Raw genomic sequence first — 13382 nt, 5'->3', positions numbered from 1 at the left:
AGATTAACATATGAACAATTTTTTATATTTTTGCTAATATTTTAAGAATTTCTTCGATTTTTAAGAAAGTATTACTTAAATCAATATTTTCTACAACAAAATCGCTCATTTCTTTCTTTTTTGATTCGGGAAGTTGATTGTTAATTCTAACTAAAATATCTTTTTTTGTTAAATTATCGCGTTTCATGGCTCTTTGAATCCTAAGTTCTTCGGGTGCAGTGATTAAAATAACTTTATCACATTCTTTATTTCCTCCTGTTTCAAATAAAATAGCAACTTCTTTAATTACAAAAGGAAATTTTTTATGTTTTTTGACCCAATTTTTGAAATGATCATGCACTTCAGGATGTACAATGGCATTTAATTCTTTTAATTTACTTGGATTATTAAAAACGAGTTCGCCTATTTTTTTTCGATTTAACGTTTTATCAGCATTAATAACAGATTCATCAAACAAATTTTGAATTCTTTGTTTCACATCTGCACTTTCCATTATTTTCTTGGCTTCATCATCGGCAATGTAAACTGGAATTCCTTTTGAAGCAATGTAATTTGCTACAGTAGACTTTCCACTTCCTATACCACCAGTTAAACCAATAATTTTTGTCATAACTTATTTCTTAAAAAACAACTCTGGAAATACTTTTTGAGGCTCCTGTTTTAACATCTGAATTTTATAGAACGAAAGTAAAAATCCTTTTCCGTAACCATAAAACTGAATTACCGCAGCCCATACTGAATATAACGCTATTTTGATACTTTTATTGGAGAATAATGAAGTTAAAAATAATAGAAAAAAGTAAAATCCATAAACACCAATAAAAAAGTAAATATTAAAAATAGCGAATAAAATAGAAAATAGAAATCCTAATAAAAATAGACTTGGAAACCAAAATGTGATTTTGGTATGTTCTGGATACCATGAATTTAGAATAGGTCGTGCTTTTCCAAATTTATTGACTTGAATTTGGAATTTTTCCCAACTGATTCTTCTTTTATGATATACAAATGCGTTTTTGATTAACTTGGTTTTGAAACCTAAATTCCACAATCGGATAGACAAATCAGGGTCTTCACCTGGGTGGATATTTCCAAAACCATTAGAAGCTTCAAATGCCTTTTTAGATAATCCCATATTAAAACTTCGAGGTTGAAATTTATCAACTTTTTCGCTTCCGCCTCTAATTCCTCCGGTAGTTAAGAAAGAGGTCATGGTGAAATTAATTGCTTTTTGTATGTCTGAAAACGAGTCCAAAGCAGCATCAGGACCACCAAAACAATCTACATATTCTGACTCTAAACTTTGCTGAACTTGCGTTAAATAATCTTGAGGAATAATACAGTCTGAATCTAAAATGATAAAATAATCACCTTTGGCAACTTTCATTCCGTAATTTCTAGAATCACCAGGACCTGAATTTGGTTTGAAGTAATAGGAAATAGTTAATTTATCAGTATACTTTTCAATTACATTCTGACAAGGAATTGTTGAACCATCTTCTACAATTACTACTTCAAAAGGAATAGTAGATGTAAACTTAGTTAAGCTTTCAAGCAATTCATCAATCTCATCTGGTCGGTTATACACCGGAACTATAAACGAAAAATACATCTGATTTTTTTTACAAACCTACATAAATTTTAAAGATTTTATATAGTAGTTGTCAAATTTATGTAGGCTCTTTCTTCCTTGGGCAAAATAACACTTATGAAAAAAGATAGTAAAAGAAAAGTCCCGAATAAATCGGGACTTTAATCATTAACTCAATTTAATATTTATTGCTTAACTACTTTTAAAGTTTTAACTGAGTCACCTATTGTTACATTTACAATGTAAGTACCAGCACTTAATTCAGACATATCAACCTGAGTTGAAGTTGCATTAATATTTCTTGAAATTACTTCCTGACCTAACATATTAATAACTCTTACAGAAGAGATTTCAGATGTATAAGAAATATTTAAAATATCTCTAACTGGGTTTGGATAAGCTAAGAAATTTGAATTATCAAAATCACTATTAGATAAAGCTACATCAACTACAATGTTATCAACAAATAAATAGAATTGATTAGCTATTGAATAAGCATTAAATCCAAAATAGTATACTCCAGATGTTGCTGGTGTAAAATCAACAATGTTATTAACAGGAATATCACTTATAACATTTGGATGATCCGCTAATAAATTTGTCATTGCTGCAGCATTAGCTGAAGTACCATAAGCGACTTTTAGTTTTTCAGGAAAAAATGTTCCTGTTCCTCCGTAATCATAAGTAATTCTATAAGTAGTTCCTCCTACTAAATTAATTCCATTTGTATAGAACCAAACATTAGCTGCGTTTGAACCATTCCAAGCATAACGTAAAGCTTTAGTTGTAAATCCGTAACCTGGATTGTTTTGAACTGTCCAAAGATTACCTGAACCAACATTTTGTTGAGTTGTACAAGAAGGTAAATTTGGTACAGTAGCTGATTCAAAGTTTTGATTATAAGGCACATTATCAGCAACACATGAAGTTGTAAAACTAAATGGCCCAGACCAAGTACTATAACCACCCGCACCACAATTAGCTCTTACATAAAAACTATAAGTAGTATTTGGACTTAATGATGAAATTCCTTGAGTATTAGTTGCATTAGAAATCGTTGGTGTACCAGTTGGAGTGAATCCAAAAGTTCCCCATTCTACATCCCAAGAAGTTGCTGTACCTGCTTCTGTCCATCCTAAATTAGCTGAAGATGCAGTAACCACTGTAGCGGTAAGTCCTGTTGGAGGCAAACATGCTGGGGCAGCTAAAATATTAACTAAATAATCTTCTGTCTGACCATAAGTACTTGAAGAAGCACCACATGCTTGCGTGTTAAGAATTGCAGCATCATCACCTCCTCTAATTCTCATTCTTGTAACTCCTAAAGTTGCTCCCGAAGGAACATTAACTATAATATTAGCAGTCCCACTGCCACCTGCACTTGTTCCTAAAGAAAATGACTCTGAAGTCTCAAAAGTTAAGTTTTGATTAAAATCAATCCAAACTCTACTAAATTGAGTTCCATCAGTTCCCATAGTTACAGCAACTGTTGAATTTAATCCAGCTGTCATTATTGGAATAGCTATTGAAGCAGGTTGTTGAGAAGTAAAATCTTCATAATAAGGTAAAACATTTCCTGTTGAAGCGTTTGACCAAGTACCAATAACTACATTAGTAATATTATCTCCACCTCCACCATTTGTATAGGTAGGAATACAAAAACATCCATTTAAACTTGTTGTAAATGATACTTCAGAACAGCCTATTGCTGGACCAACACCATTATATGGAGAAATTGTAAAATAATATGTTGTATTAGCATTACCAGTAAAAGAGTAAGACAATACGTTTCCTAAATTAACATTATTTGCAACGTTATTTCCACCTGTAGTTGTACCAATAGTTATATTGTAACCATCTGCTCCTGCAACGGCATCCCAAGTAATAGCATTTGCAAAGTTACCACAAGTAGCATTTGGTGTTGCAACAACATTGGTTGCACAAACTGGTGCTAATGCTGGAGTTAACCTAACTTCAAAATTATCAATAAAGAAATCTACATCTGCTCCACCATCAGCAGCGCCTTCTACTCCTCTAAAAGCAAAACGAACATCTTCACCAGCATAAGAATTAAGATTAATTACATTAGTCGCTCCAGTAGGCGCAGGTACATTTGTATTATTGTATCTATATAAAACTGTCCAGTTATTTAAACTAGATGTTGATACTAATACTTCAACAAAATCATCAGCTTCCCATGGAGTTGTTGGAGCTACAGTACCATTCCATTGAGTAACAGCAGCATCAAATTTTAATTCGTAACCAGTAGCGGGTATATTTACAACTGGAGAAATAACCCAATCATTATCTCCTGTAAAGTCAATATTAATTTTAACAGCTCCAGTTCCACCTGCATTTGCAAAACCATCAGCTGCCCAACTTGAAGTTCCAAATGTAGCTGGTCCTGCAATTAAGCCACCTCCATCAGCAGCTTGCCAACAACTTGGTAAAAAAGTATCAAATTGCTCCAAATGAGGAACTGTTAAAGCGTCACAAGTAGTAAAATTAATTTCCGTACAACCTGTAGCTTGTCCAAATGCATTATATGGGAAAACCGTTACAAAATAGGTTGATCCAGCATCTGTTGGGAACGAATATGATAAAACATTACCCACATCAAAATTGTTTAAAACCTCTGTAGTTCCAGATGAAATACCTACACTTATTCTGTAACCTGTGGCATTTAAATCACTAGCCCATGTTACATTTGAATTCATTACATTAACAGCATTATTTGCAGGTGACGTAATTGCAACACAACTCGGTGCAACTGCAGGAGTATCTTCAACTACAACATCATCAATATAAATTCTCCATCCATCAAGACCTCCAGAAGGAACATGCCAAGCAAAATAAACATCACCAGAAACTCCTGTCAAATCTAAAGCCATAGTTGCAGGTGCAGTGTTAGAATAACTTGCTAAAGATGCCAATTCGGTAGTGAAATTAGCTGGAGCATTTCCTGTTGTTGACAACATTACTCTAAAATCATTAGGCTCAAAAGAACTTTGAACTTTATATTTGAAAACTAATCTTTGATTACCTGTTAAAGTAATTCTTGGAGAAATCAACCAATCATTATTAGCGCCATTATTCCCGTCTGTATAAATATTTGCAGATTGATCACCTGTTATAGGTGCCGTTGCATAACTTGTATTCCAAGCATCACCATCTCCATTGACATTTAAAATAGACCAACAAGATTCTGAAGATGAAGTCGAATCGAAAGTTTCTAGGAAAGGAACTGTAAAAACATCGCATGTTGTAAAGTTGCTTTCAACACATCCTGTTGCTGCTCCGTTAACATTATAAGGAAAAACACTAACGTAATAAGTTGAACCACCTACAAGGCCAGTTAATGAATAAGAAAGTACATTACCAACATCAAAATTATTTAAAACATCCGTTGCACCTGATGATGATCCAACACTTAGTCTATAACCTGTTGCACCACCTGCTGCTGCAGGCCATGAAACAACACTTGAACTTACATTAAAAGCTCCATTCAAAGGAGATGAAACTGCCACACAAGATGGAGGTGTTAAAGGAACAAAAGTTGCTTCTACACCAATCGTTATGGTTACTCCATCTGAGAAATCATCATCATCATGAGAAGTAATGGTTAGCGTTGTAAATCCTGTGATATTTAAATTGTTAAAAGCCGCTGCACAACCTGTAATGACAGGACCTCCATCAACAGATAAATCAAAGCCAAACCAACTTGTACCATTAGCAGTACAAAAAACTGAAGACAAACTTCCTGCTGGATTTATTAATCTTAAACTAGTTAATGGATTAGCTCCATAACAAGTTATGTCTGCTGCATTAATTGTTAAAACTGTTGGGCCATCATCTTGTCCTGTTGCCGTAAAAGTTTGGTTACACGTTTGTGCATTTACTTGCCAACAAGTTAAAAGAACAAATAACCATAAAGTAATTTTTTTCATGTATGTTTATTTAAGTTATGTTTTAACAAATTTAATGATTTAATAATACTCGAAAAGTTAAAATAAATACCTAAAAAAAAATTAATGAAAAACATCGTTGAAAAGCAAGAAAAAATCGATTAAAAACACAAAACCCTAACTAAGTCAGGGTTTTATAACATTTTTTATGTAGAATGTGTTATTATTTAATACTTGACACCATTACCATTTCGTTAGTATCTGCCTCATAATCTACACCATCAAAACCAAATCCGAATAAATTTAAAAAATCTTGTTTGTATCCAGCTAAATCACCTAATTCAACTAAAGATTCTGTTGTAGATTCTAACCACAATTTAGCTATTCTTTCTTGTACATCAGCTCTCATTTCCCAATCATCGATACGGATTCTTCCTTTATCATCTGTAGGAACTGCATTTCCTGTATACAATCTATCGGCGTATAAACGTTGGATTTGTTCGATACAACCTTCATGTATTCCTTCCGCTTTCATGATTTTATATAATAATGAAATATATAATGGAATTACAGGAATAGCTGAACTTGCCTGAGTTACTAATGCTTTATTAACTGAAACATAACCTTTTCCGTTAATATCTTTTAATTTCTCAGTAATTTCAAAAGCAGTAGCTTCTAAATGATCTTTTGCTCTTCCGATAGTTCCTTTTCTATAAACCGCTTCTGTAACTTCAGGTCCTATGTAAGAATAAGCAATTGTAGTTGCTCCTTCTGCTAAAACACCTGCGTTTTTCATTGCATCTACCCACATTGCCCAATCTTCTCCACCCATAACAACTACAGTGTTATCAATGTCTTCTTGATTGGCTGGTTCAATTGAAACTTGCGTAACATTTCCAGTGTGGAAATCTACTGTTTTATTAGTAAAAGTACTTCCAATAGGTTTTAAAGTAGAACGGTGTAAAACACCTGTAACCGGATGTTGACGCACTGGAGATGCCAAACTATAAATGATTAAATCAATCTGACCTAAATCAGCTTTAATCATATCGATTGTTTGTTGTTTTACTTCATTTGAGAATGCATCACCATTAATACTTTTAGCATACAATCCTGCTTTTTCAGCCTCTACTTCAAATGCTGCAGAATTGTACCAACCTGGAGAAGCTGTTTTACCTTCAGATGGAGCTTTTTCAAAAAACACACCAATTGTAGCAGCATCAGAACCAAATGCACTTGTAATTCTTGAAGCTAAACCAAATCCAGTAGAAGCACCAATAACTAATACTCTTTTAGGTCCGTTTATTTTTCCTTTAGATTTTACATATTCAATTTGATTTTTTACATTTTGCTCACAACCTTTTGGATGGGCTGTTAAACAAATAAATCCTCGCATTCTTGGTTCTATAATCATCTTATTCTTTTTTTATATTGGTTTGTTGTTGTTTTATTTCTATAACAAAAGTACTTTAAAAAATTAATTAAGCAAAGCTTTTGCATGTTGTAAAGCTGAATCGGTTATATCTTTCCCTGATAACATTTCGGCTATTTGTTGAATTCTTTCTTCTGAGGTTAACAGATTTAATTCTGAAATCGTAGTATCGCCTTGATTTCGTTTGGATACTTTATAGTGTGAACTTCCTTTAGCCGCAATTTGTGGTAAATGAGTAATTGCAAATACTTGCATCGTAGTACTCATTTCTTTCATAATTTCTCCCATTTTAATTGCGATTTCACCAGAAACTCCTGTATCTATCTCATCAAAAATGATGGTAGGAAGTTTAGAATAATTGGCTAAAATGGCTTTTATAGCCAACATGATACGAGACATTTCTCCACCTGAAGCTACTTTTTTTAGTAATCCAAAACTAGTTCCTTTGTTTGCTGAAAATAGCAAAATTACTTCGTCTTTTCCTTTTGGATAATAAGAATCAGTGTGATTAATTTCAATTTGAAAATTGGCTTCTACCATTCCTAATTGAGATAAAATCGCTTTGATTTTTTCAATTAAGATTGGAGCCGTTTTCTTTCTGTTTTCAAAAACAGTATTTGCTAATTCATCAACTTTGGCTTGTTGACTATTTAATTCTGTCTGTAATTTTTGAATAGCGCCATCTAAATCATCAACACGAATAACCTTTGCATCCAATTCATTTTGAATTACCAATAATTCAGCAACAGTTTGCACTTGGTGTTTCTTCTGTAAATTATAGATAGATTGTAATTTCGTATTGACTAATTCTAATCGTTCTGGATCGGCTAAAATCTTTTCGTTATTTTGTTCACATTCTGAAACAATGTCTTCAATTTCCAACAAACTGCTTGTCAATCTTTCTTGCAATTGCGCATATTGAGTTGAAAAAGTAGCTATTTTTTGAAGTGAAACTTTAATTTCTTTCAAATTCATTATTGCTCCAACTTGCTCTTCATTGGCAATAGCTAAAATTCGTTCAAAATTTTCTTTTATGAACTCAACATTACTTAATTGTTCCAATTCTTGTTCTAACTCTTCTTGTTCACCATCAACTAAATTGGCTGCTAAAAGTTCGTTTAACAAATACGAATTGTATTCATATTCCTTAACCAAAGCTTCTTTTTCTGTAATCAATTGCTTCAACTCTTTTTGAGTCGATTTGAAATCAGATAAAGCATTTTTATAAGCAATTACATTATTTCCATTATTAGCAACAGCATCTAAAATATCAATCTGGTAATTTTCTTCGGTTAATTCTCTAGTTTGATGTTGGGAATGAATATCCAATAACATAGCCCCCAATTCCTGCAATTCCTGAAGATTTACGGGACTATCATTTACAAAAGCACGCGATTTTCCTGAAGGTAAAATTTCTCTTCTAATGATTGTCTTATCTTCATAATCCATATCATTTTCATCAAAAAAAGATTGAAGATTATAGTTAGAAATAGCAAATTGTGCTTCAATAATGCATTTTTGTTCTTTATCTTTCAATGAAGTCAAATCGGCTCTATTACCTAAAACCAAGCCTAAAGCACCTAAAAGAATTGATTTTCCTGCTCCAGTTTCTCCTGTAATAACAGAAAACTGATTGGAAAAATCAGTTTCAAGCGATTCGATTAACGCATAATTTTTTATGGATAGTGAAAGCAACATAAATAATATATTAAATGAAGTATTATTTAATTTTACTCCACTGTTGAGAATTTAATGGAGAAATTCTATTTAAAGTTTCTACTAAAGGAGCAACATTAACTCTTGGTCCACCACTAAAAATTGATACAATTTCATCAGTTTTTGCATCAAAAAAAGTTCGGGTCAACAAAGCATTTGGACGTATTTTTTGAACTTCAGCTAAGGTATTAATCCCTTTAACAACTCCTTCTTTACCTTTTTTTACATCATCTGACATTAAATCCATTCCCATTCTGTGGTATTGATAAAGCGATTGTCTGAATGGAGCAAAAGTATTTGATAAAATATCTGAAATTAGAAAATTACGATTGTTATTGTTTCCTTCCGATTGATTCCATCCTTTAAATCCACTTGTTTGAGCTACATTGACGATATTTGAAGCAATTTGGTAATATTCAGAGCCACCTAATTCCGAAAAAGTATCTTGATCTAATCCGATTATTAAATTAGAGTAGAAAGCCAAAACTGAAACTAAATTTGAGTTAAACGTATTTGGATCATAAATTAAATTTTCAAATTCGATAAATCGAAACGAAAAATTTTTATCATTTATATTTAAAATTGGTGAAGATAAAGTAGAATTATGAATAGGTCTTGAAGACTGAACCTGAAGAGTAGCCTCAAAATTATTTGAACCAAATGAGTTTACATTTATAAAAAAATTACATTCAATTTTTTCTACATCAGTATATTCTTTCGTAGTCCATTTGGTTGTGTTTAAAAATTCTTTAACCTGAGTTTCTAAATTTTTAAATAATTGAGGATTTCCATTAGCTACTTGTTGAAAATTTACTGAAACGGTAGCATTCAATTCTTGTGAAAACAAATTCACTAAAGAAAACAAGAAAACTACTAATACAAATACTTTACGCATCATAAAATTGAATTACTTTATTAATAATATCCTGAGCTACTTCTTCTTTTGATTTTAATTCTTTAGGCTCAACAATAAAGTCTTTTGAAATAAAAGTCACTTTGTTTGTTGGTAAACCAAAACCTGCACCTTTATCATTTAACGAATTTAAAACAATCAAATCTAAGTTTTTTTTCTGGATTTTTTGCTTTGCATGTTCAATTTCATTCTCTGTTTCCAATGCAAATCCAATCAAAAACTGTTTTTTCTTTTGTTCGCCAAGAGAAGCCAAAATATCTTTTGTTTTTTCTAACTCTATAGAGAACGTTGCTTCATTCTTTTTTATTTTCTGGTCGGCAACATTTTTTGGGCGATAATCTGCAACTGCTGCCGCAGTGATAGCGACATCAACGTTATTGTAGTATTCATGACAAGCATCATACATATCTTGAGCTGATGTTACTCGAATCAATTTAATCGAAGAGTTTTGGACGTTCAAATGAGTTGGACCAGATACTAGAATCACTTCGGCCCCTTTATTAGCGGCTTCATTTGCGATATCAAATCCCATTTTACCTGAAGAATGATTTCCAATAAAACGAACAGGATCTATTGCTTCATATGTTGGACCAGCCGTAATTAATATCTTCTTCCCTTTAAGTGGTAGTTTTTCTAATAAGTCATTTTCAAGGAAAGTAACTATATTTTCAGGTTCTGCCATTCTTCCTTCACCAGATAAACCACTAGCTAATTCTCCACTTTCGGCAGGAATTATTATGTTTCCAAACGATTTAAGTTTGTGAAAACTATCTAAAGTAGAAGGATGTTTGTACATATCCAAATCCATTGCAGGTGCAAAGTAAACCGGACATTTAGCAGAGAGGTAAGTTGCTATAAGTAAATTATCGCAATTCCCATTTGCCATTTTGGAAAGTGTATTGGCTGTAGCTGGAGCCACAAGCATTAAATCTGCCCATAATCCTAACTCTACATGATTATTCCATTCTCCAGTTGCTTCTTCTTCGTTATAAAAAGTAGAATACACTGGGTTTTTAGAAAGTGTAGCTAAAGTTAGTGGCGTAACAAAATGCAAAGAAGCAGGCGACATTACAACTTGTACTTGTGCACCTGCTTTTATGAATAGTCTAACCAAGTTGGCTGTTTTATAAGCAGCTATACCACCAGATACACCTAGCAAGATTTTTTTACCGCTTAAAACAGACATATTGATTTATTTAGCTTCTCTGTAATAGATTTTACCTTCTTCCCACTCTTGTACTGCTAAAGCATGTGGTTTAGGTAATTTTTCATAGAATTTTGAAACTTCGATTTGTTCTTTGTTTTCAAAAACTTCTTCTAAACTATCGTTGTAAGTAGCAAATTCTTCTAATTTTTCAATCAATTCTTTTTTAATTTCAGTATTGATTTGATTAGCGCGTTTTGCCATGATAGTAATCGCTTCATAAATGTTTCCAGTAGGCTCTTCTAATTTACTTTTGTTGTAAGTAATAGTATTTACAGGAGCATTTGTTTTCTTTAAATCCATGATTTACTTTTTATTTAGTATATTTTTGTAATTCTTGTTCCACTTCAGCTAACATTTTATCAGCTTCATCTTTGTATTCTGTTTGAGCGTTATGCTTAATTAAATTTGAATATGTATTCTTAGCATAAGTTAAACGTTCTTGTTTTTTTGATTCAACACTATTAATTGCTAATTTATATGCAGAATCCAATCTGTAAAATAAAGCTTGCTCTTTAAAAGGTGTTCCTGGATAATCCGCTAAGAAATTTTCAAAAGCTTTTAAAGCTCCTTTAAAATCAGAAATTGTATTGTACTGCTTAGCGATTTCAAATGCTTTTTTCTCAAGTTTTTCTCTTAATTCTTTAACATAAACATTTGCTTGAGGTAAAAATTGAGATTCAGGATATATATCAATAAAACGTTGCATTTTATCTAATGCTTTGTTAGTATCTGTTTGATCTAAACTATATTCAGGTGATAATTTATAAAAGCATTCAGCTGCAAAAAAAGCGGCTTCTTCTCTTTTTTCACTTTTAGGGTAACTTGCTACAAAATTTTCTAATTGATAACCCGCTAAATAATATTGTTTAGATTTATACAAAGACATTGAATAAAAATAAAACATACGCTCAGCGTTTGGTTTTCCTTTATAAACTGGAGCTATTTGCTCGTACAACCTGATAGCTTTTGCATACTTTCCAGCTTCATACATTTTATTTGCTGCTTCACTTTTTACTGCAACATCATCTGATTTTAAAGCCTTTTGATACTCACTACACGAAATCAATAAAAATGCAATAAAAAGAAAACTAACTACTTTGTTCATTTATTTAAATTTAATCTTTCTTAAAATTCAATACTTTAGAAGCCTAAAAAAGCAACTGCAAATTTAGACATTATTTGTTTACTACAAAAATCTTTTTTTAACTTAATTTACGAGTAAAATTATGCAATCTTGTTGCTAAATCTCCATTTACATTTACAAGTGGTAATCTTACTGTATTTTCAGACAAACCTAATGCTTTAAAGACTTCTTTAATTCCACCTGGATTTCCTTGCTCAAAAATCATATCGATACTATCCGATAGTAAATAGTGTAATTTATAAGCTTCGTCTACTTTTCTTTGCAATCCTAAACGAACCATTTCTGAGAATTCCTTTGGAAAACCTTCACCAATTACCGAAATAACTCCTGCTCCACCAGCTAAAACCATTGGTAAAGTAATCATATCATCACCAGAAATCACTAAAAATCCTTCTGGTTTTGTTTGGATTAATTTCATTGCTTGTACAATATCACCCGCAGCTTCTTTGATTCCGATTACATTTTTGAAATCATTTGCAATTCTAATTACTGTTGATGGCAACATGTTACTTGCGGTTCTTCCAGGTACATTGTATAAAATCACTGGAATTGGAGACGCTTCTGCAACCGCTTTGAAATGTTGGTAAATACCTTCTTGTGTTGGCTTGTTATAATATGGAGAAACTGATAAAATTGCTGAGAAATGAGAAAAATCTCTAGTTTTCAATTCTTCAACTACTTTATGAGTATTGTTTCCTCCAACTCCTAAAACTAAAGGTAATCTTCCTGCATTGGCTTTAATAATAGTATCGATAACCAATTCTTTTTCATCTTGCGATAACGTAGCTGATTCTGCTGTAGTTCCTAAAACTACCAAATACTCTACTCCACCTTCAACAACATGATTTACAATTCTAGCCAACGCTTCAACATCAACCGAAAAATCTTTTTTAAATGGCGTAACTAAAGCAACACCTGTACCAATAAATGATTGCATTTTTTATATTTTATTTAAAATTTTCAAATACTTAAACAGTTCTAAAACAAACTCATTATAATTTTCAACAAGTGTTTTTATGATAAAATGATTGACTCTTTTATCAACTGTATCAAAGCCTACTTTAAATTTAGCTTTTGATTTGGTTGACAACAACAAAAGTCCGCTTTTATTCACATCATAATAATTCACTAACAAGTCGAAAGGAGTTTCTATAAAATCATTGACTTCTTTTTTATTGATTTCGCCAGAAAGTGAAATATTCTTTAAGGATAAAAAAGGCTCGTTAATTTCTTCTTTTTTCTTGATTTTATCTTTATAAACTAATATCGAAATATTGCTACCATCAATTCCTTGCGAAGCTATTCTTTTAACTAATTCAGCTGTTTCTGAGAAATAAGTTTCATCAACTAAAATTCCAACCGTCAACACTTTATCGTTTGATCCAGACGAATTTTGAGTTGCTAACTTTTTAGTAACATTTTTTTTAAGAAAAAAGTTCTTTATAATATTATAAAACATAGTATTTTTACCTAT

General features: G+C 31.9%; 11 protein-coding genes. All 11 read right to left on the bottom strand.

From position 1 onward, the window contains the following. Positions 1–22: 22 nt before the first annotated feature. Complete coding sequence (gene coaE, locus AAEO58_RS06040) at positions 23–610, bottom strand: dephospho-CoA kinase (protein ID WP_341682650.1); 588 nt, start codon at positions 608–610, stop codon at positions 23–25. A gap of 3 nt (positions 611–613) precedes the next feature. After that, on the bottom strand, positions 614–1612 hold the full coding sequence (locus AAEO58_RS06035) for a glycosyltransferase family 2 protein (protein ID WP_341682649.1): 999 nt from the start codon (positions 1610–1612) through the stop codon (positions 614–616). 164 nt (positions 1613–1776) lie between these two features. Continuing rightward, the gene (locus AAEO58_RS06030) at positions 1777–5538 is read right to left on the bottom strand and encodes a T9SS-dependent choice-of-anchor J family protein (protein WP_341682648.1); all 3762 of its coding nucleotides are present in this window, start codon (positions 5536–5538) and stop codon (positions 1777–1779) included. A 181-nt stretch (positions 5539–5719) separates the two neighbouring features. After that, complete coding sequence (gene fabV, locus AAEO58_RS06025; RefSeq protein WP_341682647.1) at positions 5720–6910, bottom strand: enoyl-ACP reductase FabV; 1191 nt, start codon at positions 6908–6910, stop codon at positions 5720–5722. Between the two features lie 63 nt (positions 6911–6973). Further along, on the bottom strand, positions 6974–8626 hold the full coding sequence (gene recN, locus AAEO58_RS06020) for a DNA repair protein RecN (RefSeq protein ID WP_341682646.1): 1653 nt from the start codon (positions 8624–8626) through the stop codon (positions 6974–6976). Positions 8627–8648: 22 nt separating this feature from the next. Continuing rightward, complete coding sequence (gene porD, locus AAEO58_RS06015; protein ID WP_341682645.1) at positions 8649–9542, bottom strand: type IX secretion system protein PorD; 894 nt, start codon at positions 9540–9542, stop codon at positions 8649–8651. Beyond that, entirely contained in the window at positions 9532–10743 is a 1212-nt protein-coding gene (gene coaBC, locus AAEO58_RS06010) for a bifunctional phosphopantothenoylcysteine decarboxylase/phosphopantothenate--cysteine ligase CoaBC (RefSeq protein WP_341682644.1), read from the bottom strand. Before coaBC ends, porD begins: the two co-directional genes overlap by 11 nt. 6 nt (positions 10744–10749) lie before the next feature. Beyond that, the gene (locus tag AAEO58_RS06005) at positions 10750–11064 is read right to left on the bottom strand and encodes a DNA-directed RNA polymerase subunit omega (protein ID WP_026726592.1); all 315 of its coding nucleotides are present in this window, start codon (positions 11062–11064) and stop codon (positions 10750–10752) included. A 10-nt stretch (positions 11065–11074) separates the two neighbouring features. Next, entirely contained in the window at positions 11075–11869 is a 795-nt protein-coding gene (locus tag AAEO58_RS06000; protein WP_341682643.1) for an outer membrane protein assembly factor BamD, read from the bottom strand. 97 nt (positions 11870–11966) lie between these two features. Next, positions 11967–12845, bottom strand: a complete 879-nt coding sequence (dapA, locus tag AAEO58_RS05995) for a 4-hydroxy-tetrahydrodipicolinate synthase (RefSeq protein ID WP_341682642.1) — start codon at positions 12843–12845, stop codon at positions 11967–11969. A gap of 3 nt (positions 12846–12848) precedes the next feature. Then, positions 12849–13367 (bottom strand): DUF6913 domain-containing protein, encoded by a 519-nt coding sequence (locus tag AAEO58_RS05990; protein ID WP_341682641.1) that lies wholly within the window; start codon positions 13365–13367, stop codon positions 12849–12851. Positions 13368–13382 lie beyond the last annotated feature (15 nt).

This window comes from Flavobacterium helocola (assembly GCF_038289885.1).
Classification (GTDB): domain Bacteria; phylum Bacteroidota; class Bacteroidia; order Flavobacteriales; family Flavobacteriaceae; genus Flavobacterium; species Flavobacterium cheniae.
The sequence above is the reverse complement of the archived record's forward strand: the minus strand, read 5'-3'. Positions and strand labels throughout refer to the sequence as shown.

What these genes read in the sequence shown, in the direction of transcription:
- porD (WP_341682645.1), bottom strand. Translation starts at nt 9,542, where the DNA reads ATGATGCGTAAAGTATTTGTATTAGTAGTTTTCTTGTTTTCTTTAGTG.
- AAEO58_RS06035 (WP_341682649.1), bottom strand. Translation starts at nt 1,612, where the DNA reads ATGTATTTTTCGTTTATAGTTCCGGTGTATAACCGACCAGATGAGATT.
- recN (WP_341682646.1), bottom strand. Translation starts at nt 8,626, where the DNA reads ATGTTGCTTTCACTATCCATAAAAAATTATGCGTTAATCGAATCGCTT.
- AAEO58_RS06030 (WP_341682648.1), bottom strand. Translation starts at nt 5,538, where the DNA reads ATGAAAAAAATTACTTTATGGTTATTTGTTCTTTTAACTTGTTGGCAA.
- coaBC (WP_341682644.1), bottom strand. Translation starts at nt 10,743, where the DNA reads ATGTCTGTTTTAAGCGGTAAAAAAATCTTGCTAGGTGTATCTGGTGGT.
- AAEO58_RS05990 (WP_341682641.1), bottom strand. Translation starts at nt 13,367, where the DNA reads ATGTTTTATAATATTATAAAGAACTTTTTTCTTAAAAAAAATGTTACT.
- AAEO58_RS06005 (WP_026726592.1), bottom strand. Translation starts at nt 11,064, where the DNA reads ATGGATTTAAAGAAAACAAATGCTCCTGTAAATACTATTACTTACAAC.
- fabV (WP_341682647.1), bottom strand. Translation starts at nt 6,910, where the DNA reads ATGATTATAGAACCAAGAATGCGAGGATTTATTTGTTTAACAGCCCAT.
- coaE (WP_341682650.1), bottom strand. Translation starts at nt 610, where the DNA reads ATGACAAAAATTATTGGTTTAACTGGTGGTATAGGAAGTGGAAAGTCT.
- AAEO58_RS06000 (WP_341682643.1), bottom strand. Translation starts at nt 11,869, where the DNA reads ATGAACAAAGTAGTTAGTTTTCTTTTTATTGCATTTTTATTGATTTCG.
- dapA (WP_341682642.1), bottom strand. Translation starts at nt 12,845, where the DNA reads ATGCAATCATTTATTGGTACAGGTGTTGCTTTAGTTACGCCATTTAAA.